Origin of the sequence: Terribacillus halophilus (assembly GCF_900162685.1) — a bacterium.
In the GTDB taxonomy this organism is placed as follows: domain Bacteria; phylum Bacillota; class Bacilli; order Bacillales; family Amphibacillaceae; genus Terribacillus; species Terribacillus halophilus_A.
Genome location: NZ_LT727828.1, coordinates 687,140 through 710,623, shown reverse-complemented (window position 1 = coordinate 710,623; position 23,484 = coordinate 687,140). Strand labels below are relative to the sequence as shown.

The following is a 23,484-nucleotide window of genomic DNA, read 5'->3' as shown; positions in this document are numbered from 1 at the left end:
TATACCTTGTATACAGAAAAAAATTCCAATACTTATTTAGATACTAATTTCGCACCATTTGCCGGCAGTTTACTAATCTCCGTATCCGTATAGTAGTGTGTCAGAATATCTTGATAAGACTTACCCTCGCCCGCCATGCCGTTCGCCCCATATTGACTCATCCCAACTCCATGGCCGTATCCTTTTGTCTTAAAAATAAGATGACCATCTTTCATTGATATAGTGAAATCTGTCGATTTGAGTCCTAACTTTTGCCGTATGTCTCGGCCAGTGAACTGTTTGCCACCGATTTCCACTTCCGCAACGCGCTGGCTGTCTGTAAGCTTCACGTTACCTGGCGGCTCATTTGGATTGATTTTAACGCCTAGCAGTTTTTCTGCTTCTGCTATCTCAAAAATCTTTTGATCAGCAAATTTAGGAGATTGCTTATCCCATGGGCTTTCGACTGATTTTAAATAAGGCAGGGCATTTTCCCAATAGTCTTCTGCATTTTCGGTGTAGCCATTACTCGTCGAGAAAAAAGACGGGGTGATTGGTTCTCCTTGATAGGTAAGTATCTCTCCGCTTGTTGCTTCCACTGCTTTGGACAGCTTTTCCATTTTCTTATCGTATTCCTTGCCCCAAGTCTGCCTGAGCTCTTCTTCATTCTTATATACTTGATGACTGACTGTGTCAGATACTTCAATTGCTTCCGGTTTTTCTGCCTGATGATCTTCCATATAGCGTACCACATAGGTTCGTGCTGCAACTGCTTGTGCTTTAAGTGCTTCTAGTTCGAAATCAGCCGGCATTTCAGATGCCACAACGCGCGTCACATATGTCTCCAAAGGTACGGTTTCAACGGTATTGCTCGCTGTCCGGCTCACCTCAACTGCCACATTGGCTGTTTCTTTCACTTGCTTTTCTTGTTCCATTGCTGTCGCCGTCCTCTCACTGCCGCCAGGGTCTATAAATGGTACTACAATTAACGTAGGGAGTGCCACAATGACAGCAAACAAACAGGCTATGAGCATGCTGATGAGAATGTGTGACTTCAGGCGGCGTTTTGATCTGCTTTTTTTGGACATAGAGGACCTCCTTATCTGACTGGTCTACTCTTTACTCTATGTAACTGACAGGGATTGCTAGAACATTTGCGCCTAAAAAAATAGAGCGCACGATGCACTCTATCAGCTCCAATATCTTCTAACCGCACAAAGCTCGGTTTCATACACCGTACCTGCCATGTTCAGAACTTCAATTCGCCTGCCTGTCTTCGGTGCATGCAGCATCTGTCCATTACCATAATAAAAGCCAACATGGTGCACGCGACCTTTCCCCTTGTCATAAGCAAAAAATAATAAGTCGCCAGGCTCTGCTTGATTCAGCTGAATGGAGCTGCCTTGTAAACATTGCGCACTTGCATCACGCGGAATGGTATAGCCGCCAGCAAGATGCATGTTATAGCTGAACCCTGAGCAATCGTAACCCCAGCTGCTCATACCGCCCCATAAGTAATCCAAACCTAGAAATTGCTCTCCGTATTTGAGCAATTCCTTTCCACTGGCTGCTCGCGTTGTCCAAAGGCTGCTCGCTGATTTCGAGATTATCCCGGTGCCGTATGGTGTCAAAACTTTATATGCAAATGGTGTATCTTCTATATAAGGCAATTTGGTCAAAAAGCTAACCGGTACGATTTCACGCTTCTTTTCCAGGATTAAATCAGTCTGCTTCGCCCGCACCTCAATCAGCCGTTCCGTTTTCGGAAGCGGTGAAGCGAGCTGATGTGCTGGTATCCAGCCAGGATAGCCGCTTGCATCTTTTGGTGTTGATTGAGTCGGAGCAACCACTTTTACCCAGTCTTCTCTTCGATCCACTTGCCATACCGACGTACCGAAAAGAAGCTGCGATTGAACCAGATTGTTCTCATGGAGTTCTAAACGGTCTGTATGCGAGAGCTGATGCACCCAGGCGGATGGATCAGCAGGATTAGAAATAATGCAGGCATCTACTTGTCGGGGAGCGGCCGGATTTGTCCACAGATTCGCGACAGCTACTGCAACAGTATATTCTTTCATGTTACATTCTCCGCTTGCCCATCTACCGTTACAATACCAAGTCCTGGCGTATCATTGAGTATCAGCTTGCTTCCTTCATATCGCACACCACCTGTTACGATATCGTTTTGCAGCATGAGCGGCGCATCAAAGTCCACTCGCGTTACCTGCACCTGACTGGCAGCCAGATGTGCTGCCGCGCTAATACCGATGCGAGATTCAATCATACAGCCAACCATACATTCCACTCCGTATGTTCGCGCGATTCGAGCGATGTCTAAGCTCGGCTGCAGGCCACCTGCTTTCATCAACTTGATATTAAGCAAATCAACTGCACGCATTTCCAACAATGTGCATGCATCTTGGGGTGAAAACAGACTTTCATCTGCCATAATTGGCGTTTGCACATGCTGGGTGACATATTGTAACCCTCGCAGGTCAGTCGCTTGGACAGGTTGTTCTACTAATTCGATATCCAATCCGATATCTTCCATCCGGCTGATGGCGCGGACAGCAGTTTTGCTGTCCCAGCCTTGATTGGCATCGAGCCGCAGTACGACACTTTTTCCTACCGCTTGCCGTATTGCCTGGAGCCGCTCGATATCCGTATCTATATCGTCTTTGCCAACCTTGACCTTTAATGTCTGGAATCCCTCTTTCACATAAGACGCTGCATCTCTCGCCATTTCTGCCGGGTCGTTTACACTCACTGTATAATCTGTCTCCAGTGTCTGATGTGCCCCGCCAAGCAGCTGAAAAAGCGGCAGACCGCTGTATTGGGCAATGCAATCATGCAAGGCAATATCGACTGCTGCTTTTGCACTTGTATTGCCGACGATGCAAGACTGCAGTTTTCCAAACAGTGCATCGCGCTCCAACAGCGGCATCCCAATTAAGATAGGCTTAATAACCGCTTCGATGCTATAACGGATACTCGCCAAGCTGTCACCGGTAATAACATGTGTCGGCGGAGCCTCTCCCCAACCGACAATTCCATCATCTGTTGTGACTTTTACCACAATTGCTTCCGCTTCCGTCACAGTGCGGAGTGCTGTCTTAAAAGGTTTCTTTAGAGGAACGCGCGTCTGAAATAAATCAATTCGTTCGACTTTCACGCAGATACTCCTGCCTTTACACGCAATACCTTTGCTTCGGTATCCATTGTTGCTTCTGTCCCAAGCGGAACCGTAATATTCGGGTTGCAATGGCCGATTCGAAACCCTTTCATAACCGGCTTTTGCAATTCGGTCAGATAATCAACAAAAACTTGATCATAAGATAGTAAATTCTCCGGATCTTCCGGGATGCTAGTTCTAAAATCACCAATGATAATACCGTTCGCCTTCTCCAGCTTGCCTGCCTGCTTCAATTGATTCAGCATGCTGTCAACCCGGTAAGGCGGCTCCTCGATATCTTCTAACAGAAGCAGCTTGCCTGCTGTATCAATTTCATCGGGCGTACCAAGTGTACTCACCAGCAAAGACAAATTGCCGCCTACTAGCGGCCCACAAGCTTTGCCATGTACAATCGCTTCTAGCGGAGAGATAGCTGACGTATACACCACATCTGTTGGGGTGAAAAACTGCTGCAGCAGATCATAACTCAATTTAGCGAAATCAGATTCGCCCATGTCGGAAGCAACCATTGGACCATGGAAAGTAACCAACCCTGTCCGCTGCCGTATGCTCGTATGTAGATAAGTGATATCGCTGTATCCGAGCAGCACTTTCGGCTTTTGTTTAATTAGTTGATAGTCTAGCAATTCCACTATTCTTCCGCTCCCGTATCCACCGCGAGCGCAGATGATACCTTTTACCTCATCATCTTGGAACATCTGATTCAGGTCAGCTGCACGATCAGCATCGCTGCCGGCCAGATAACCATATTTGTCATACACATGCTTTCCGAGCTTAACGGAAAGACCAAGTGATTGAATTATCTCTATTCCTCGCTGCAGTTCCTCTTGTTTAATAGGACCTGCTGGGGCAACAATCCCGATTGTATCTCCTTTTTTCCATGCTGACGGCTTCATACGCACATCTCCTCCTTCACTTATATGTATGGGGGTAAAGACGGAAAAGAAGTGGTTTTCACCACTTCTTCCGAGTCTGCCCTATTCGATATCAGCCCACTTCAACTCTAAATAACCGACCGGGTGCATCACGACATTTTTGACATTTGGTTTTTGCAGGTACACATGCTGGTAGAAATGCAATGGCATAATCGGCATTTCTACCAGCAAAATCTTTTCGGCTTCCATCATCATCTCATAGCGCTTCGCTTCATCACTCTCTGACTTGGAATCTGCAATTAGCTTATCATACTGTTCATTGGACCAGCCTGTGCGGTTCGAAGAAGATTCGGTTGTGAAGCTTTCCAGGAAATTGACAGGGTCTCCGTAATCCGCCAAGAAAGAACCGCGGAAGAGCTGATACACGAGCTTGGTCTGCTCTTCGCTGAACACGCTCGATTCAACAGTTTGCAGCTCCACGTCGACACCCAAGTTTTCTGAAAGCATACTCTGAATTCCTTCTGCCAAGCGTTCGTTGGCTGTATTTGTTCCGTACGTCAATGTTACGTCCGGCAGCTCATCCCAGCCTTCTTCTTCCATTCCTTCTGCAAGCAGCTTTTTCGCTTCTTCCGGATCATCTTGAACTAAGTCTCCATTTTCTTCACGGAAATCACCGCCGCTTGGTGTCTCGAAGCCATACGGTACGAACCCGCGAGCCGGCTGTTCCCCAATACCGCGAATATACTCCGCAATATCATCACGGTTCATTGCCATCGCAAAAGCTTTGCGGATCTTTTCATTGGTGAATGGTTCCTTTTGAACGTTGAAACGAAGGAATTGATCGCCCGCCTGTACCTCGGTCACCAACTCCTCACTATTCATCAAATCCTTGGCATTGTCAGCTGGAATAGACGAACGATCCAAGTCCCCGCTTTGATACATTTGATATTCGGTATTCATATCTGCTACCATTGCCCAATTCACTTGATCGAGTTTTACCGTGTCAGCATCCCAATATTCTGGATTTTTAGCCATGATAAGCTCTTTGTCATGCGACCAGCTATCAATTTTAAAAGGTCCATTGCTCACATAGCTGTCCGCTTCAGCAAACCATTCTGGATTTTCCTGTGCCACCTTTTCATTCACCGGGAAGAACGCCGGATTGGTGAGCAAGTTCAGGAAATAGCCAGTCGGTGCTGTCAGTGTTACTTCAAACGTCTTGTCATCCACCGCCTTGATTGCGACGTCATCAGCACTAGCTTCCCCGCTGTTATATGCTTCTGCTCCTTCAATGACATATGCCAAAAATGCGGGCTGATAAGCCTGCTCTGGATCGAGCATATGCTTCCATGCATAAACGAAGTCATTTGCTGTTACATTGTCGCCATTGGACCATTTTGCATCGTCACGCAAATGAAAAGTATATACTTTGCCATCTTCACTAACATCCCAATTTTCCGCCATTGCCGCCTGCGGCTGATGGTTTTCATCCAGACGTGTTAGTCCTTCCATTAAGTTGTTCACCATTACCCAAGAAGCACTATCGAAACCTTCTGGAGGATCAAGGGAGGTAGGTTCCTGCCCGTTGTTGAGACGTAATACCTTCTTATCTTCTCCATCTCCTTCTCCGCCGTTTCCGCTTCCGCCAGCACTGTTATTTGCGGTACAAGCAGCTAGCAAAAGAACACATGCAGCCAAACAAGCAAACATAGATACTTTCCAGTTTCTTTTCATCTCTTTTCCCCCTTTAGCGTTTCATCAGACTGGCTGCCCTATTGGCGCGTGCATCCTGCAGCCAGCATTCCACTTGGTGTGACGCAGACAAATTGGTCGCAGGTGGATACACGTTCGCACATACTTGCATCGCATGCGCGCATCGTGCGGTAAATGGACAGCCTTGTGGCGGTGCAAACAAATCTGGCGGTGTTCCATCAATCGGCTGCAGCACCGCTTCTTGCATATCAAGACGCGGAACAGAATGCAGTAAGCCAACTGTGTATGGGTGCTGCGGATTATAAAAGATAGCATCTTTGTCGCCGGTTTCTACAATCTTGCCGCCATACATCACAGCAACCCGGTCCGCTACTCGGGCCACAACCCCTAAATCATGTGTGACCAGAATAATTGATACACCTGTTTTCTCCTGAATCTCACTGAACAGCTCCATGATTTGTGCTTGGATAGTAACATCAAGTGCCGTCGTTGGTTCATCTGCAATTAGAAGATCTGGTTCACATATAAGTGCCATCGCGATAACAATACGCTGCCGCATCCCACCACTGAATTGATGCGGATACTGCTTGAATCTGCTTTCCGGGTCAGTTATCCCTACAAGCCTGAGCATATCTATCGCTTTTTGCTTTGCGCTATCGGTGCTAATCGATGTATGCTGTTTTAGCCCTTCTGTCAGCTGATCACCAACAGTTAATGTCGGGTTAAGTGCTGTCATCGGGTCTTGGAAAATCATCGAAATATCTACACCGCGAATCGCACGCATCTCCTTCTTTGACGTTCGAACTAAGTCTCTGCCTTTAAATCGGATTGAGCCTTTCACAATTTTCCCAGGCGGCGACGGTATCAGCTGCATGATGCTATTGCTCGTCACGCTTTTACCGCTGCCAGATTCTCCGACGATAGCAAGTGTCTCTCCTTTGTTTAAATACAGACTTACACCTCGGACAGCCTGCACGGTTCCGCCATATGTCGTGAAATGTACATGCAGATCATCAATTTCAAGTATCTTTTCCATTTTGTCACCTCCTCAGCTTTGGATCGAATGCATCCCGTAAGCCATCGCCAAGCACGTTGAAGGCGAACATCGTCAAACTGATGAATAGCGCCGGGAAAAACAACAGCCACCAATCTCCAGAAAGAATAGCGGACAATCCATCATTGGCCATTGACCCCCAACTGGCATTCGGCGCTTGGATTCCAAGGCCTAAGAAGCTGAGGAAGGCTTCCGCAAAAATGGCGGACGGAACAGTCAATGTAATTTGTACGATAATTGGCCCCATCGTATTCGGTAAAAGATTTCTTCGGATGATTCGAGCCGTACTCGCTCCGAGTGTCTTGGAAGCAAGGACGTATTCATAGTTTCGCAGCTGCATTACTTGTCCGCGCACGATTCTGGCCATTCCGATCCAGCCGGTAATTGTTAGTGCAATAATAATTGTAAACAAACTCGGTCCCATCACGACAAGTAATAAAATGACAACGAGCAAATGCGGAAGTCCGTAAAGCACCTCAATAATGCGCATCATCGCACTGTCGGTACGACCGCCTTTGTAGCCTGCAATGCCGCCATAGATAATACCAATAAAGAAATCGATTAATGCGGCCGCTATACCCACAAACAACGACACACGGGCTCCATACCATAAGCGGGTAAACACATCACGCCCTAAACTGTCTGTACCGAACCAATGTGATGCAGTTGGTGCCAGGTTTTGATTTCGCAAAGCTCCTTCTGAAATGGAATATGGCGAAAGGATCGGCGCCAATATTGCGGCAAGGATTAGTACGATTAAGAAGAATAAACCTGTTACAGCCAGCCGATTTTTCTTCAGACGAATCCACGCATCTTTATAAAAAGACAGGCTGGGACGTGCAACTTCTTCCGCTTTGTTTAAATCCTTCTCGATTGGCTGAAACCAGTCATCTGGTATTTGCTGTACTGCTGTCTCCGTTGGCCGATTCGGATATTCCATCGTTAGCTGCCCCCTTTCTTGTGCAGCTTAATCCGCGGATCAAGGATACTGTAAACGACATCAACCAAAAACAGCATAAAGATAAGAAAGGCACTGTAAAATACGGTCGTACCCATAATCACCGGGTAATCGCGATTATTAATACTTTCAACGAAATACTTGCCCATCCCCGGTATCGCAAAGATGCGCTCAATCACAAATGTACCTGTTAAAATAGCCGCTACAAGTGTTCCCAATATCGTCACAACAGGCATTAGTGCGTTGCGCAGTGCATGCTTAATAACAATCTTTGCTGGTGACAGTCCTTTAGCACGTGCCGTCTTGATATAGTCTTGTGTCAAAACCTCCAGCATACTGGACCTTGTCAGTCTGGCAATGATGGCTGTAGGACCAGTAGCCAGCGCAATGATGGGCATAATCATATGCATCGGCGAAGACCAGGTGGCAGCAGGCAAAAGCTGCAAGTTAACAGCAAGCTGCTGAATTAATAAGGTAGCCAGAATAAAGTTCGGTACCGAGATACCAAGCACTGCTAGTGTCATAGCTATATAATCAATAATGCCATTATGCTTTAGTGCTGCCAGCACACCTAACGTGATGCCAGATAAAAGGGCAATCGTAATTGTCCACATACCAAGCTCAGCTGAAATTGGAAAACCTCTGCTAAGCAGATCATTTACCGTTTCGGTCGGCTGTTTAATTGACGGTCCAAAATCAAACGTCATCAGGGATTTGAGCCAAATACCATATTGAATGAGCATCGGTTCATCCAGATGGTAATGTGCATTCAAGTTTTCCTGGACAGCTTCGCTTGTACTTCGATCCTGGGTCGTGAATGGATTACCAGGTATACTGTGCATCAAGATGAAGGTTAAGGTCGCAATTACGAAAATAGTTGCAATCATAATCAGAAATCGGCGAATCAGATAAATCGCCATGAGTCCTCACTCCTAACGGAAGATCTTTTGCAGCGAGCGACAATATGGTAAAAGCATACATGCCGCTTCGTTGATTTCTTTCTCAATTTAAATCTGTAAGTTACATGCAGAAGTAACGATAATTCATAGATAAGTGGCGGTCGCTTCCATGTCTTGAATTGGTTTCGGTGTTTGAAGCATGAAAGACTTGTGTCTTTCAGCTCTGATTGGAAGCGTTTTCACTTATCTTTACTATTAAATAAGCCTCTTCATGTAACTTTTCCATCAACAGATAATTCGATTTTAAGACTGTGTATCTGGTTTTCGGCTGTTAATCACGCAGCCACCGTGAATCTCTCGGTCTGTATGCTTGAAGCTGCAGTCATATGTATCGTCTAATAATGCTGGGATGCTTGGCATGTTTTGCCGAATATTTTGTCCTCTCTTCCAATTTTCAGCATTTGGTGAATTTTCTAATTATTATAGCACAGCCTATCTACGTTCGGAAGGAAGATTCCTATATTGTGCGGAAGGTTATCTTACAAAGCCCAAAAAAATAAGCCTCTTTTTCAAGAGGCTTATTCCTATTTCACTTTAATATGTTGTTTCTTCTACAGCTGCTGCCGCTTCTTCAAAAACTTCGTCGTTAACGCGTTCAATTTCCGCACCCAGCTTAGCAAGTTTACCGTGGAAATCGACGTATCCGCGATCCAAATGCTTCAGTTCGGTTACACGTGTATAACCATCGGAAATCAATCCTGCTAAAATTAGAGCTGCTCCAGCGCGAAGATCCGTTGCGGCAACTTCAGCACCTTGCAAATCTGTTGGGCCTTCCATGATGACGCTGCGGCCTTCAATCTTAATATTTGCATTCATACGGCGGAATTCTTCCACGTGCATGAAACGATTCTCAAAAACAGTTTCTGTAATTATGCTAGTGCCTTCTGCACATAGCATCAATGCCATCATCTGCGATTGCATATCGGTTGGGAATCCTGGGTGTGGTAATGTTTTAACATCTGTTGCTGTTAACTTTTCAGGACCGATGACATGTATACCATTCGCTTTCTCTTTAATGGAAACACCCATCTCTTCCATTTTGGCAGCAAGCGCACTTACATGCTCCATCTCCACGCCTTCGATTAGGACATCACCTTTGGTAATAGCTGCTGCAACCATGAATGTTCCCGCTTCAATGCGGTCGCCAATCATTGTATGCTCAGCACCAACTAATTCTTCGACACCCTCGATGCGGATTGTTTCCGTACCGGCACCGACGATTTTGGCACCCATCTTATTCAAGTAGTTAGCCAAATCGACAATCTCCGGTTCTTTCGCGCAGTTCTCCAGAATCGTCGTTCCTTCAGCCAATGCGGCAGCCGTAATGATGTTCTCTGTCGCACCAACACTTGGTACATCCAAATAGACTTTAGCACCCTGCAGGCGGCCTTCTGTACGTAATTCTACATAACCATTCCCTACTTGCACTTTTGCTCCCATCGCTTCGAACCCTTTCAGGTGCTGATCGATAGGTCTGGATCCAATTGCACATCCGCCTGGCAATGCCACTTTCGCATGACCGAAACGAGCTAGCAATGGTCCAAGTACCAAAACAGATGCACGCATCTTCCGAACATATTCGAAAGGCGCTTCTGTCGTCATTGGCTTGGCTGCATCAACAGTGATTGTTCCATCGCTGAAATTAACCTCTGCATTCATGCTGCGCAGTACTTCATTAATCGTATAAACATCGGCTAAAGCCGGAACATTGTGAATAACACTTTTCCCTCTACTTGCAACTATACTTGCTGCGATGACAGGCAGTACGGCATTTTTCGCACCTTCGACCTTGACAGATCCCTTCAGCTGCCTTCCACCACGGACGATGATTTTTTCCAAGTTTCATTCTCCTCCGCGTCCAATTTCACTATATTAATATTCAGTCGTTATGATAGGCGTTCCTACAGTTATTGTTGATTGCCCATTCCCTTCATGTAATGCAAGCTGAACATTCATGTTGTCAGCTAAGGAATGGCTGGCTTTCAATTGTGTTGTATACCCTGTTGTAGTCGTGTAAACGTTATCTTCCGTATTCGTGAGTTGTTGAACATCTAATTTTTCCATGACATTCTGAAACAAAATATCCTCGCTTATTTTATCACCGAAACCCGCTTTCAGACAAGCGAATTTTTTTGCACTAGTCGTGAAATATCGAGATTCTGCCTCATCTGTCAAGTCTTGGACAAATGCTTGCGTCTTGTCCGTCCATTCTGAACCGGAAACACTATAAACGATTTCCGCTTGATACGCCTTATCAGTCGGTACTACTAGCAATATACGTTCGACAGCAGCAAATGGTTTATGGGGGGTATGTACCACAAATTTTGCGGCATTTTCCGAAATTTCCTTGGAAATATGTCCATGCTTCTCCATTAATGTCAAAACTTCTTGTGTTTCTGCCTGCGAAACTGCTTCTCGCAGCGTAACCTCAAAATTAAGCAGGTCTGCCCCTTCGCTTTTCAAAATAGTGTGCATCCGATCCACATCTTCTGTTACTTGAACTGCTTCTGCTGCATATGACTCTATACCATAACCGATAAGCATACATATAATTACGATTAATGCGAGATAATGTTTCATTTTTGTTTCTCCCCTGTCCCTGTATTGTTAGGAACAGTATGAACACAAAACCAATCATATATACAGAGCCTGCTAGATTACTAGAATGAATACCTTCTTGACCCAACTTACTAGTATCAGTACTGGAGTTGCTTGATCCATCCTCCTAGAACAAGTACTGAAGTTGCTTCGTCCAACTTACTAGCTGAAGAAATACATTGCTGACTGTTGTCCCAATAACAATAGTCAAGAAGATGATTAGCATTCTCGCTTCAAATACTTTTCCTTTTTTTATTAATGCGTCTACATTGACCCCCATCAAAATACGCCACGTAAGTGCCATAAAAGCAATGTGGGAAGCAATCCCTAGCATCGCATCTTGGCCTAATACAGCAAACATATGCTACACTCCTTAGCGGATAAGCAGATATATGCTGACTTTCTTATCACATAATACCTAGTTATCCTTATTTCCGTTCTATTAAACACGTTTCATCAAATTATACTGGTAATCTTCCTGCTTCGCTATGTTTATTGCCCAGGAAATAGACCTTCTTATAAAAAAAACAGCATTCCTTGTCGGAATGCTGTTTTCATTATCGGGAATGTGATGCGACATCAAGTCGGTTGATTGCCCGATTAAGCGCCTGTTCAGCGCGGATTTGATCTAAGTTAGCCTGCTTGTCCTGCAGACGTTTCTCAGCGCGATTCTTCGCCTGTTCTGCACGGTCCACATCAATATCAGCTGCGCTTTCGGCAGTCTGAGCAAGAATTGTGATCCTGTCTGGACGGACTTCAAGGAATCCGCCGCTGACAGCAACATAATCCGTGCGGCCTTGGATCTGTAGACGAACCGAACTAACCTTCAATGGCGCTACAAGCGGAATGTGTCCTGGCAAAATACCAAGTTCCCCATTCTCCGCTGTACAGCTAACCATTTCATAGTCTGCTTCCAGAACAGGGCCATCAGGAGTAACAATACTGGTTGTTACGGTACTCATCCGGAGCCCCTCCTATCCTACTATTACATGATTGCTGCTTATTTGTTAACGCCAGCTTTTTCAAGCACTTCTTCAATACGGCCAACAAGACGGAAAGCATCTTCCGGCACATTGTCGTATTTGCCTTCAAGAATTCCTTTGAAGCCTGCAACTGTTTCTTTAACAGGTACATAAGAACCTTTTTGGCCAGTGAACTGCTCGGCAACGTGGAAGTTCTGAGAAAGGAAGAACTGCACACGACGTGCACGAGAAACGACAAGTTTATCTTCTTCACTTAGCTCATCCATACCGAGGATGGCAATGATATCTTGCAGTTCACGATAGCGCTGCAAAGTCTGCTGCACTTGACGTGCTATTTGATAGTGCTCTTCTCCAACAATCGCCGGATCTAATGCACGAGAAGTGGAAGCAAGTGGATCCACCGCAGGGTAAATACCTTGCTCGGAAAGCTTACGATCCAAGTTTGTCGTCGCATCAAGGTGTGCGAATGTTGTTGCCGGAGCCGGGTCTGTATAGTCATCCGCTGGTACATATACCGCTTGGATAGATGTTACAGAACCTACGTTTGTTGATGTAATACGCTCTTGCAGCATACCCATCTCTGTTGCAAGTGTCGGCTGGTAACCTACTGCAGACGGCATACGACCAAGCAATGCAGAAACCTCAGAACCTGCTTGCGTGAAACGGAAGATGTTATCGATGAACAGAAGTACATCCTGACCTTCTTGGTCACGGAAGTGCTCTGCCATTGTCAAACCAGTCAAAGCAACACGCATACGCGCTCCTGGCGGCTCGTTCATCTGACCGAATACCATTGCTGTTTTTGTGATAACGCCAGAGTCCTTCATCTCGAAGTACAAGTCGTTACCTTCACGTGTACGCTCTCCAACACCAGCAAATACGGAAATACCGCCGTGCTCTTGTGCGATGTTGTTGATCAATTCCTGAATTAGTACCGTTTTACCTACTCCGGCACCACCAAAGAGTCCAATCTTACCACCCTTAATGTAAGGAGCAAGCAAGTCGACAACTTTAATACCTGTTTCAAGAATTTGCGTTTCTGTTGCAAGGTTCTCAAATTCTGGTGCTTCACGGTGAATTGGATCTTTTTTGATTTCGCCTTGCATAGGCTCATCCAAATCGATTGTTTCACCTAATACGTTGAAAATACGTCCTAGTGTAGCTTCGCCTACAGGTACACTAATTGCTGCTCCTGTATCAACTACTTCTTTTCCACGCTGTAAGCCTTCTGTTGAAGACATCGCGATTGTACGAACACTGTCATCACCAAGATGAAGTGCTACCTCCAATGTGAGGGTAGTCGTTTCATTTATTTGGACAACAAGTGCATTATAGATGGCAGGCAGGTGGCCGCTTGGGAAACGTACGTCCACAACCGGTCCCGTAACCTGTGTAATGATACCATTGCTCATCTGGAACCCTCCTATCTTAATCCTTATGATTGCAGCGCTGCCGCTCCGCCGACAATCTCACTAATCTCTTGTGTAATAGCTGCTTGTCGTGCACGGTTAAAGGTTAGCGTCAGACCATCAATTCGTTCGTTTGCATTATCTGTCGCTGCTCTCATTGCTGTCATACGTGCTGCGTGCTCACTTGCTTTCGCATCAAGCAGGGCGCCGTAGATCAAGCTCTCCGCGTACTGAGGCAGCAATACTTTTAGAATACCTTCTGCATCCGGTTCGAACTCGTACATGCTTTGTACAGAACGTCCGCTTTCCGGCGTAATATCTGTTAATGGAAGCAGCTTCTGAGAAGTAACTTCCTGAGAAATAGCGCTGTTGAAATGGTTGTAAAACAGAACCAATTCATCGATCTCTTCTTCTAAGAACATTTCTACAGCTTCGGATGCAATCTGCTTGATATCAGCAAAATCTGGCTGATCAGGCAGTCCGATGATTTCTTTAGCAATCGGCAGGTTGTTCTTTTTGAAGAAGTCCCGACCGAAACGACCTGCAGCAATCACCGTATATTCATCCGTTGAAGCGTGCTGGTGCTGAATTGTGCGGTAAACTTCTCGAATGACGTTGTTATTGTATCCGCCAGCCAATCCGCGATCGGCAGTGATCACAAGGTAACCCGTCTTCTTGACAGCCCGCGTTTGCAGCATGGGATGTGTCGCATCACCTGAAGCGGCGATTTGTGACACAACCTCCTGCATCTTTTCACTATATGGAACGAAAGCTTTCGCATTCTGCTCCGCTCGTGTCAACTTAGAAGCGGATACCATCTGCATTGCTTTCGTAATCTGTTTAGTCTTTTTGGTAGAGTTAATTTTACTCTGAATATCTCTTAAGGATGCCAAGGCGCATGCAGCCTCCCTTCGCTAAGGAATACGTGCAGCATTCCGTTATTTATAAAGCATTATTTTACGACGAAAGTTTTCTTGAATTCCTCGATTGCACTGTTAAGCTTGTCAGAATCAGCTGGCTTACCAGTTTCACGGATGCCTTTTAGCAATTCAGCTTGATTTGCAGCGAACCATGTATGGAATTCATTTTCGAAGCTCACGACTTGTTCTACAGGAATGTCATCTAAGAATCCATTAACCAATGCATAAATGATTGTAACCTGCTTCTCTACTGAAAGCGGCTGGTGCAAACCTTGCTTCAGAACTTCTACTGTACGAGCACCGCGGTTTAAGCGAGCTTGTGTAGAAGCATCCAAGTCAGATCCGAATTGTGCAAAGGATTCCAGCTCACGGAATGCAGCCAAATCAAGACGCAATGTTCCGGCAACCTTCTTCATTGCTTTAATTTGTGCAGAACCACCTACACGGGATACCGATAGACCCGGGTTAATCGCAGGACGTACTCCGGAGAAGAACAGGTCGGACTGCAAGAAGATCTGTCCGTCTGTAATTGAGATAACGTTTGTTGGGATATAAGCAGAAATATCGCCTGCTTGTGTTTCAACGAATGGCAATGCAGTAATAGAACCGCCGCCTTTTGCATCACTTAGCTTCGCTGCACGCTCCAATAGACGGGAGTGCAAGTAGAAGACATCCCCTGGGAATGCTTCACGACCTGGAGGACGACGAAGAAGCAAGGAAAGCTCACGGTATGCTGCTGCCTGTTTAGAAAGATCATCGTACACGATTAGGACGTGCTTGCCGTTGTACATGAATTCCTCACCCATTGCAACACCAGAATATGGTGACAAGTAAAGCAATGGAGCTGGATCAGATGCACCCGCAGCCACGACGATTGTATAATCAAGGGCGCCATGCTTACGAAGTGTTTCTACTGTACCGCGGATTGTTGATTCTTTCTGACCAATGGCAACGTAGATACAAATCATATCTTGATCGTGCTGGTTTAAGATTGCATCGATTGCAACAGATGTTTTACCAGTCTGACGGTCACCGATGATTAACTCACGCTGTCCGCGGCCGATTGGTACAAGTGCATCGATTGCTTTAATACCAGTCTGAAGCGGTTCATCTACTGATTTACGGTCCATTACACCAGGAGCTGGTGCTTCAATTGGACGAGTTTTGCTTGATTCGATTGGACCTTTGCCATCGATTGGCTGTCCTAGCGGGTTAACAACACGGCCGATTAGTTCGTCACCTACAGGAACCTGCATGATGCGACCTGTACGACGTACTTCGTCACCTTCACGGATGCCTCTGTATTCACCTAGAATAACAACACCGACGTTTGATTCTTCCAAGTTTTGTGCAAGTCCCATGACACCATTTGAGAACTCGATAAGTTCTCCGGACATAACATTATCCAGGCCATGGACACGTGCGATACCGTCACCAACTTGAATAACAGTACCTACATCACTTACTTCTATTTCAGTGTCATAATTCTCGATTTGCTGTTTAATCAATGCACTGATTTCTTCAGCTTTCATGCTCATGCGGTCTCACCTCTATCCTTATTTGCTCACATTTACTAAATTACGTTCGATACGTGTCAGCTTGTTTTTAATCGTGCTGTCGTAGATTGTATTGCCAATCCGTACTTTTAAACCGCCAAGCAGTGTCGGATCAACTTTGTTATCTATAGAAACAGCTTTTTTGCCGAGTTTTTGGGCGAATGTCTCAGCTACTGTCTGTTTCTCCATCTCAGATAGTTCACGTACAGAATAAACTGTTGCCTGGGCAGTGCCTTGGCTTTCGTCATACAAAGCTTGAAAGCTGTCTGCTACTTGGGGAATACTGTCGATTCGTCCAGCATCCAATAACAGCTTTAATGTATTACGAACTTCGATGCTTCCAGCAGCGAAGCTTGTTTCTATCAATTCCTTCTTCTTATCCAAGCCAATCTTCGGCTCTGAAAGGAAACGGACAAAAGCAGCATCGTTCTGTGCCACTTGCTTCGCTGTGTGCAATTCGGATCGCACGCTCTCGACGATATCACGATTTACTGCCACTTCGAACAGTGCTTCTGCATATCGTTTTACAATTGTCACATCACGCATGGCTTATCGCCCCAATTCTTTCACATATTCACTGATAAGCTTGTCTTGATCTTCGGAAGAGATCTCCTTCTCGATGATCTTGCTTGCAATCTGAACGGAAAGGCTTGCCACTTGTGCTTGCAACGCTTGCATTGCTTTTTCCTTCTCGTGTGCGATATCTTCCACAGCGGCCTCTTTCAGGCGCTCTGATTCACGGCGTGCTGCAGCAATAATATTTTCTTCCTGCTGCTGCCCGGCTTTTCTTGCTTCTTCTATAATAGCTTGTGCTTCTGCACGTGTTTGTTTCAATTCTTCTGCAGCTGTCTTTGCTGCTGTTTCAGCTTCCTTGCGGCTTGCTTCTGCCATATCGATTTCATTCGATATATATTCCTGACGGTCCTGCATGACTTTCAATAATGGTTTCCATGCGAACTTTTTCAAAAGCAAGAGCAGGATGATAAAGCTGATTAGTTGGACTAACATGCTACCGATAGGTAATCCACCTACTGCAGCACCAATCGTAAGTGTTTGCAACTGTGCCACTCCTTTCGAGCTGAACTGTCATTTTCCCAATCATTCGGGCTTTACAAAAAGAATGGCGAAGATTCAAGATATAGAATTTCGCCATTCATTCAAATTATAGAGTACTTGCGATAGGTGAATTACATTACCATGAACGCGATAACTAGGGCGAAGATAGGGATAACCTCTACTAGTGCAACCCCGATGTACATTGTCGTTTGAAGTCTTCCAGCAAGTTCTGGCTGTCTAGCGATCCCTTCTACTGTGCGGCTAACGATTAGACCGTTACCAATACCTGCGCCTAGTGCGGCTAAACCAATTGCAATTGCAGCTGCTAATGAACTCATGTTAAATTTCCTCCTTGTATTTAAAAACTGATTAATGTGCTTTTGAAACTTTGTGTGACATGTAAACCATTGTCAGCACTAGGAATATATAAGACTGAATTGTCCCGATGAATAAACTGAAGCCCTGCCATGCGATCATTGGCACGAATGCCGCAATCGTTGTGAATGGCGGATTGACGCCAGCTAGAGACTCCCCAATCAGAGATAACAATACTTCTCCTGCGAAAATGTTACCGAAAAGACGAAGTCCGAGTGTAAGTGTATTCGCAGCTTCTTCAATTAAATTCAAAGGAAGCAGGAACGGCACCGGCCGGATATAGCCCTTCAGATATTCTTTTCCGCCAAGTATCTTGACACCATAGAAGTTGGTGAGCAAGATGACCATCACTGATAATGTGAGTGTGGATGCTGCATCGGATGTCGGTGATTTCCACCAAAGATCGTGACCTACAACAACCATGATCATGACACCAAGCATGTTACTGATAAAGATGTACATAAAGAGCGTCAAACCCAATGGCAGGAATTGCTTTCCTGTCTTCCAGTCCATTGCGTCGCCTATTACTTTCTTTACGAAGTCAACTAGCATCTCCATCACGTTCTGGAAAGCACGAGGTCTGCGCTGCAGATTCCTGCTGCCCAATACACAAATGATAAAGACGATAATAGAGGAGATGATGGTCATCAAAGATGTCGACAAGTTAAAGTCGAGCCATTCGATACCGAATGCATTATTCCACATTGGTGATCCGTGATTCAATTAATTTCACCTCTTTCATTACTAGTCTTTTAAACTCGTGAAGAAACTATCTATAAAGATAATGATGTAGCCAGCAGCCAATCCAATAACTACTGCGATAAGATGGAAATAAGCGTCAAAACGCAGTGCGAGCATTACTGCAAGCACAGACGCTGCCATGCGGGAAAAGGTGCCTAAGGCAGGCATTCTGCCATGTGTTGCAACAGCTTCAGTGAACTGTCTGACTTTCCGTTGGAGAAGCCACATGGAGAAAAAACTGACTGAAGCTCCAAGAAACAAGCCGAGGAAAATGCGCTGGTACGGGGTAAAACCCGCTCCAAGCATCAAAAGTGCCAGTAAATATAGCATCCATTTGCTTTGTCGTGCATGTATCATCTTATTGACCTGCTGCATTTTCATTACTCCCATGCGTGTAAGACGTACATTTACTGCTTATACTTATGTATGGAAAGCGGTAAATTCGTGAAGCTCTTGGATCGACCTGCAAACCACAAAGTACATATAATTGCTTGTCCACCATTATAGTCTTCTGCACTGGTACATAGATTGCTCTGTCTGGGCGCTGCGCGCAAACCACGCCACACACTTGAAGCAGATTACCCACCATGTGCAAGTTATAGAATACAATAGGGTTAATCGCAGTGTCAATACAAGATTGTGAAATAACTTACAAAGTTAACAAAAACCTACACGACAACGTTGGATGCGCTTCCACAGAAGTGGTTAAGGAAAGGTCTACTCGTATTAAACGTATAGGCCTTTCCATATCATTATATCTGATATTGCACATTTTATATATGACAATTTTGTGACACATGTTTCACTTGGCTGTACTATTTCACCCGCATCTGCTCTGACAAATAAAACGGCAGTTCAGCACTTACCAATTCGCCATCTAATGTACGAAGCTGGATTAATGCCAGGTACTCACCTTCACTGCCTGCTTTCTGTCTCGTCATCGTTCCCTTCAGCAGTCCAGGCTCTACTTGTTTTGCTGCTAACAGCCGTCTCTGGTAGATTAACGTATTCGGATCATACAAGTCGATTTGCAGAAAAGCTGCCCCTTCTGGAAGATAAATCTGATAACGGTATTCTCCCCGTCTTGACAATGGCTTCCATTCCATCTCTAAGCCCATTGCCTTTGGATTATCCGCTTGCTTGACAACAAACAAATATGGAAGTTTTATATCTTGCTCTCCAATCCGAGCGGATACATATCCTTGGTGAACACCTGATGTCTGAATATCAGGATTGACAGAAATGCCTACTTTTATTCGTTTTGTCTCACGCGGAGCTAATTCGATTGTCATAGGCAGCTCCCAGCGAACCCCGGCAGACGCTTTCGGCTGATCAAAACGAATGAGCTGTCTTTTGCTGCTTGTGTTATAAACTGTCAGCTCATATTCAGACTTTTGCTTTGTATCAATCTTCCCAAAGCGAAGCAGTGGATTCTCGATGATTACAGGAGCTGCGATGGCTTTCGCTGGCTGCATTTTTCCCATTCCTTGTTCTACCGGTGCATAAGTGCTGCCATCTGGTTGCAGCAAAGGCTGTGCTGTTGTAAGCAATGCGCCTATTTGCTGCTCGTTCGTCCATTCTGGATGGGCTTCTTTTACAAGCGCAAGGGCTCCCGCCACATATGGCGCTGCCATACTAGTTCCTTGCAGTGCCTGGTAACTGGAATCGGGCACCGTGCTCCAAACCGGCGCACCAGGAGCAGAAATCTCTGGCTTGATTGCCCAGTTGCGTGTAACAGGACCTCTGGAGCTGAATGCAGCCATTTGATTTTGCAGCTGTATTTGCTTTGCGGCTAACTGCACTGTTTTTTGTTTTTCCAAAAGCCACTGTCCATCCTGTTTGGTAACTGCAGCTACAGGAATAGTAATCGGCTCTCCCCCATCCTCAAGTGAGGCATTTAATGCTCCTGGCTGGTCGTTGTAGATTAGAACAGCTGCCGCATTCGCACGCTCAGCCATCCGGGCTTTTTGGGCGAAAGGTATCTTTCCGCGTCTGAATAACACAATGCTCCCAGAAGCATCCTTCAGCGTTTTTTCTCCCGTTCCGGCATCTATTACGGGCAATGTGGGACGCTGTTTCCAAGGGACAGTTCCTTGAAGAGGCTGAATCGGAATCATTTTTTTGTAAAAGCGCTCATATAATACAGCTGTCGTTTGTGGTGTGGTGACTGCCCCTACCGATAAAGCCTTTGTAGCGGTAGCGGGGGACCCAACTGTCCAATTTGCTGGTCCTTCATTGCCATTAGCGGTTACAACACTGACGCCTAGCTCCACTGCTTTATTTACGGCTAAACTTGTTGGCCAATCAGGACCATTTACGGAACTCCCCAGCGAAAGGTTAATGATATCCATCTTATCTTCAACTGCTTTTTCAATTGCCGCGATGACTTGGACAGATGTACCTGTCCCTCCTGGCCCTAGAGCTCGGTAACTATATATGTCAGCATCAGGTGCAATTCCCTTCATCTTCCCGTTTGCTCCAATAATACCAGCTACATGCGTACCGTGAATGGTAGCTCCTTCTTCTTCTGACGGTGTTTCCATCGGATCCTCATCCCAGTCCACCACATCAAAACCGCCTTTAAAGTTGGGTTTCAAATCTGGATGATTGTAATCGATTCCAGTGTCAATAATGCCAACTTTAACTCCCTTACCAGTCACACCTGCAGTTTTTGTGCCAAGAAAATCTTTTGTCACAAAAGGTATATCGACTTTCTTAGCTGTCGCTTTGTACGTATGTACCTGATGTATGTTCAGCAAATGGCTATGCTCGGACAATGCATGTAATTGGTCTTCGGTTGCACGAAGCGCCAGCCCATGAAACAGCGTATCAAATTCATCGACAACTTCAATAAAGGGGTAGTGCATTTCTACATATTGACGGTAATCGGCAGCATTGCCATCCAATTCTACAATGACTGTCTGCTGATCTGCTGCCTGTGCCGGCATTTGAAAACTGATTATAAAAAATGATGACAAAAATAAAATGAACAAACGTTTCACAGACTCTCCCCCTCCGTGCCATTAGCATGCACGAGAAAGAATCCCCTATACAAAAAACCAGCTGACATTAATCAGCTGGTTTAAAAAAAGCAGGTGGTTCCGTCTGGAAACCGAAATAATATTGAAGATACGCAGCAATACGAACGGAAGCATGTCCATCTCCGTATGGATTTGATGCTTTTGCCATCGCTTCGTGTGCTTCACCATCGCGAAGCAGGTGATCTGCCATTTTAAAGATGTTATCTTCATCGGTTCCGGCAAGTTTTAATGTCCCTGCCTGGATACCTTCCGGTCGCTCCGTTGTATCACGGAGCACCAAAACAGGTACTCCTAAAGAAGGAGCTTCTTCTTGGACGCCACCAGAGTCCGTTAAAATCAAGTAAGAACGCGAAGCAAAGTTATGAAAATCAATTAATCCAAGCGGCTCAATCAGCTGGATTCGTTCATGATTACCTAAGATCCGATTCGCTATATCACGAACCGCCGGATTTAAGTGCATAGGATAAACAATTATTGTATCAGGATATGCATCTGCAATTCGTCTGATGGCAGCAAACATATGCTCCATGTTATCGCCAAGATTTTCCCGCCGGTGTGCCGTTACAAGCACTAAACGCTTTCCGGCAGCTTGTTCTAATATCGGATGCTCGTAATGAGCATCTACAGTTGTCGACATAGCGTCAATCGCTGTATTTCCTGTCACAATTATTGCTTCCGTGTTCTTATTTTCATCAAGCAGATTCTGACGCGCCTGGTCAGTCGGTGAAAAATGTAAATCCGCAATGACACCTGTGAGCTGCCGATTGAGCTCTTCAGGGAAAGGAGAATACTTATTCCAAGTACGCAACCCTGCTTCCACATGTCCAACCGGAATCTGGTTATAGTATGCGGCAAGCGAGGCTGCAAAACTTGTCGTGGTATCACCATGGACTAGCACGATATCCGGCTTAACCTCCTGATACAGCTCATCCAAGCCTGCCATCACCTTTGTCGTGATATGCGTCAGGCTCTGACGTGCTTTCATGATATTTAAATCATAATCAGGGGTGATGCCGAATATAGTGAGTACTTGGTCAAGCATCTCTCGCTGCTGCGCCGTCACCGTGACAATTGTTTCGAATTGCTCCGTCCGTTTTTGCAGCTCAAGTACAAGTGGCGCCATCTTGACCGCTTCAGGACGTGTCCCAAAGACAAGCATCACTTTCTTTTTATTTCGTACCATACAAACGGTCCCCAGCATCTCCTAGACCTGGAACGATATAGCCATGATCATCAAGCTTCTCATCCATAGCTGCCAAATAAATATCGACATCTGGATGTTCTTTCTGAATTACTTCTACACCCTCAGGTGCAGCAATCAGGCACATCAGGCGAATTTGTTTCGCACCGCGCTTTTTCAAAGAATGAATTGCATCATTCGCAGATCCGCCTGTCGCAAGCATTGGATCAATGACAATCAATTCACGTTCTTCAATATCAGAAGGGAGCTTGATATAGTACTCCACCGGCTGCATCGTCTCTGGATCACGGTACATGCCGACATGTCCAACACGTGCAGCAGGAATCAGACGCAGGATACCTTCTGTCATACCAAGACCAGCACGCAAGATCGGCACAAGTCCAATCTTTTTACCTGCAAGTACTTTCGTTTTCGTTTCTACGACAGGTGTCTGGATTGTCGTCTCTTCCATCGGCAGATCCCTCGTAATCTCAAACGCCATTAGCGCCGCGACCTCATCAACCAATTCACGGAATTCCTTCGTACCTGTATTCTTATCACGTATGTACGTAAGCTTATGCTGAATTAATGGATGATCTAAAACAAAAACATTACTCATTTCCGAACACTCCCTCTAAAAATATTCAAATCTTTACTAGTATACAGAAGATAAAAGCAAAAGAAAAGAGGGACAAGGGAAAGGAAAAAGGAGAGCAGAAATTACCGCTTCGGCAGAATACTCCGCTTTCCGCGGGCACGGCCTCAGTCTCCTCGCGATTGGCTAGCTCCAAAGCACAGAAACTGTGGTATAAGCAATAGCCCTGCAGGGTAACAAGCACCCTCTCAGCCTCTTCTTGCTTATTCCTTCGTTTCTGAACGGTCTTTTCCGCTCTC

General features: G+C 45.5%; 23 protein-coding genes. All 23 read right to left on the bottom strand.

The window, feature by feature from the left end; all coding sequences use genetic code 11:
• Positions 1–32: 32 nt before the first annotated feature.
• Complete coding sequence (gene spoIID / locus B1K52_RS08225) at positions 33–1,067, bottom strand: stage II sporulation protein D (RefSeq protein ID WP_077307156.1); 1,035 nt, start codon at positions 1,065–1,067, stop codon at positions 33–35.
• Between the two features lie 102 nt (positions 1,068–1,169).
• The gene (locus B1K52_RS08220; RefSeq protein WP_077307154.1) at positions 1,170–2,057 is read right to left on the bottom strand and encodes a C40 family peptidase; all 888 of its coding nucleotides are present in this window, start codon (positions 2,055–2,057) and stop codon (positions 1,170–1,172) included.
• Entirely contained in the window at positions 2,054–3,151 is a 1,098-nt protein-coding gene (locus tag B1K52_RS08215) for a mandelate racemase/muconate lactonizing enzyme family protein (protein WP_077307152.1), read from the bottom strand. The genes B1K52_RS08220 and B1K52_RS08215 overlap by 4 nt, the downstream gene beginning before the upstream one ends.
• On the bottom strand, positions 3,148–4,068 hold the full coding sequence (locus B1K52_RS08210; RefSeq protein ID WP_179106501.1) for a S66 peptidase family protein: 921 nt from the start codon (positions 4,066–4,068) through the stop codon (positions 3,148–3,150). The genes B1K52_RS08215 and B1K52_RS08210 overlap by 4 nt, the downstream gene beginning before the upstream one ends.
• Positions 4,069–4,149: 81 nt before the next feature.
• On the bottom strand, positions 4,150–5,781 hold the full coding sequence (locus B1K52_RS08205) for a peptide ABC transporter substrate-binding protein (RefSeq protein WP_077307148.1): 1,632 nt from the start codon (positions 5,779–5,781) through the stop codon (positions 4,150–4,152).
• A 13-nt stretch (positions 5,782–5,794) separates the two neighbouring features.
• Positions 5,795–6,796, bottom strand: coding sequence for an ABC transporter ATP-binding protein (locus tag B1K52_RS08200; protein ID WP_077307146.1), 1,002 nt, complete (start codon positions 6,794–6,796; stop codon positions 5,795–5,797).
• Between the two features lie 4 nt (positions 6,797–6,800).
• Positions 6,801–7,754: an ABC transporter permease gene (locus B1K52_RS08195; protein ID WP_077307144.1), complete on the bottom strand. Its 954-nt coding sequence runs from the start codon at positions 7,752–7,754 to the stop codon at positions 6,801–6,803.
• 2 nt (positions 7,755–7,756) lie between these two features.
• Positions 7,757–8,692 (bottom strand): ABC transporter permease, encoded by a 936-nt coding sequence (locus B1K52_RS08190; protein ID WP_077307142.1) that lies wholly within the window; start codon positions 8,690–8,692, stop codon positions 7,757–7,759.
• A gap of 573 nt (positions 8,693–9,265) precedes the next feature.
• Complete coding sequence (murA, locus tag B1K52_RS08185; protein WP_077307140.1) at positions 9,266–10,570, bottom strand: UDP-N-acetylglucosamine 1-carboxyvinyltransferase; 1,305 nt, start codon at positions 10,568–10,570, stop codon at positions 9,266–9,268.
• A 33-nt stretch (positions 10,571–10,603) separates the two neighbouring features.
• Positions 10,604–11,311, bottom strand: coding sequence for a YwmB family TATA-box binding protein (locus tag B1K52_RS08180; RefSeq protein ID WP_077307138.1), 708 nt, complete (start codon positions 11,309–11,311; stop codon positions 10,604–10,606).
• Positions 11,312–11,456: 145 nt separating this feature from the next.
• Positions 11,457–11,690 (bottom strand): DUF1146 family protein, encoded by a 234-nt coding sequence (locus B1K52_RS08175; RefSeq protein WP_077307136.1) that lies wholly within the window; start codon positions 11,688–11,690, stop codon positions 11,457–11,459.
• 196 nt (positions 11,691–11,886) lie between these two features.
• Positions 11,887–12,291 (bottom strand): F0F1 ATP synthase subunit epsilon, encoded by a 405-nt coding sequence (locus B1K52_RS08170; RefSeq protein ID WP_077307134.1) that lies wholly within the window; start codon positions 12,289–12,291, stop codon positions 11,887–11,889.
• Between the two features lie 38 nt (positions 12,292–12,329).
• Positions 12,330–13,724, bottom strand: coding sequence for a F0F1 ATP synthase subunit beta (atpD, locus tag B1K52_RS08165; RefSeq protein WP_077307132.1), 1,395 nt, complete (start codon positions 13,722–13,724; stop codon positions 12,330–12,332).
• A gap of 23 nt (positions 13,725–13,747) precedes the next feature.
• Positions 13,748–14,614 carry an ATP synthase F1 subunit gamma gene (gene atpG, locus B1K52_RS08160; protein ID WP_077307130.1) on the bottom strand — a complete coding sequence of 289 codons (867 nt, stop codon included), beginning with the start codon at positions 14,612–14,614 and terminating at the stop codon, positions 13,748–13,750.
• Between the two features lie 59 nt (positions 14,615–14,673).
• Complete coding sequence (atpA, locus tag B1K52_RS08155; protein ID WP_077307128.1) at positions 14,674–16,179, bottom strand: F0F1 ATP synthase subunit alpha; 1,506 nt, start codon at positions 16,177–16,179, stop codon at positions 14,674–14,676.
• Positions 16,180–16,197: 18 nt separating this feature from the next.
• On the bottom strand, positions 16,198–16,743 hold the full coding sequence (locus B1K52_RS08150) for a F0F1 ATP synthase subunit delta (protein WP_077307125.1): 546 nt from the start codon (positions 16,741–16,743) through the stop codon (positions 16,198–16,200).
• A gap of 3 nt (positions 16,744–16,746) precedes the next feature.
• On the bottom strand, positions 16,747–17,256 hold the full coding sequence (gene atpF, locus B1K52_RS08145) for a F0F1 ATP synthase subunit B (RefSeq protein WP_256855873.1): 510 nt from the start codon (positions 17,254–17,256) through the stop codon (positions 16,747–16,749).
• Between the two features lie 128 nt (positions 17,257–17,384).
• The gene (gene atpE, locus B1K52_RS08140; protein WP_077307123.1) at positions 17,385–17,591 is read right to left on the bottom strand and encodes a F0F1 ATP synthase subunit C; all 207 of its coding nucleotides are present in this window, start codon (positions 17,589–17,591) and stop codon (positions 17,385–17,387) included.
• A 31-nt stretch (positions 17,592–17,622) separates the two neighbouring features.
• Positions 17,623–18,351, bottom strand: a complete 729-nt coding sequence (atpB, locus tag B1K52_RS08135) for a F0F1 ATP synthase subunit A (RefSeq protein WP_077307121.1) — start codon at positions 18,349–18,351, stop codon at positions 17,623–17,625.
• A 21-nt stretch (positions 18,352–18,372) separates the two neighbouring features.
• A complete protein-coding gene (locus B1K52_RS08130) occupies positions 18,373–18,726 on the bottom strand; it encodes an ATP synthase subunit I (protein ID WP_256855872.1) in 354 nt (117 codons plus the stop codon).
• Positions 18,727–19,184: 458 nt separating this feature from the next.
• A complete protein-coding gene (locus B1K52_RS08125) occupies positions 19,185–21,371 on the bottom strand; it encodes a S8 family serine peptidase (RefSeq protein ID WP_077307117.1) in 2,187 nt (728 codons plus the stop codon).
• A 67-nt stretch (positions 21,372–21,438) separates the two neighbouring features.
• The gene (wecB, locus tag B1K52_RS08120) at positions 21,439–22,593 is read right to left on the bottom strand and encodes a non-hydrolyzing UDP-N-acetylglucosamine 2-epimerase (protein WP_077307116.1); all 1,155 of its coding nucleotides are present in this window, start codon (positions 22,591–22,593) and stop codon (positions 21,439–21,441) included.
• Complete coding sequence (upp, locus tag B1K52_RS08115) at positions 22,580–23,209, bottom strand: uracil phosphoribosyltransferase (protein WP_077307114.1); 630 nt, start codon at positions 23,207–23,209, stop codon at positions 22,580–22,582. Before upp ends, wecB begins: the two co-directional genes overlap by 14 nt.
• Between the last annotated feature and the right edge of the window lie 275 nt (positions 23,210–23,484).